The organism is Streptococcus oralis (assembly GCF_003943825.1).
In the GTDB taxonomy this organism is placed as follows: domain Bacteria; phylum Bacillota; class Bacilli; order Lactobacillales; family Streptococcaceae; genus Streptococcus; species Streptococcus oralis_CD.
The window spans coordinates 1-516 of record NZ_RJNJ01000128.1 but is presented as its reverse complement, the minus strand read 5'-3'; the positions used below and the strand labels follow the sequence as shown (position 1 = coordinate 516).

General features: G+C 39.1%; 1 pseudogene. It reads right to left on the bottom strand.

Features of this window, described 5'->3' with window-relative positions:
- A pseudogene (locus D8863_RS10960) lies at nt 1–380 on the bottom strand (CapA family protein); the annotation flags it as partial.
- Nucleotides 381–516: the final 136 nt, after the last annotated feature.

The following is a 516-nucleotide window of genomic DNA, read 5'->3' as shown; positions in this document are numbered from 1 at the left end:
TTGAGCCAGGGTTTTACATACTCAAAATTTTCATGGAAATCATAGGTTCCATCTTCTTTCAGAGCTGTTCGGTAGATAGGAATATGGTAGAGAAGGTCACCATTTGCCATGATACGAGCTGTCGTTTCATCAGACTGATTTTCCTTAGACTGACTAGACGTCTGAGCAGAATCAACTGTTTGACCACTCGGACTTGTTTCCTTGTTACCTTGTACTGCTTGGGCCAACAAGTTCAGCCCCATAGACAAGGTAACTGCAAGTAGCAACACCGTAATGAACTGAGCATTTGTCCAAGATTTATAATTCCTAAAGAAACCAACACTACTCTTCAACAATCCAAAAATAGGACCATGAGACCGTCTATCTTGTCGCTTTTCCATCTTTATCCCCCCTTGCTTTTACTGCAAGCCTTTTCTTTTATTATACCACAGACAAAAGAGGAATACCGTTTATTATATTATTTTTTAGGAACTTCTGTGACTTTCTTTCTCGTCTATTTTGTGTTATCATGTAGAG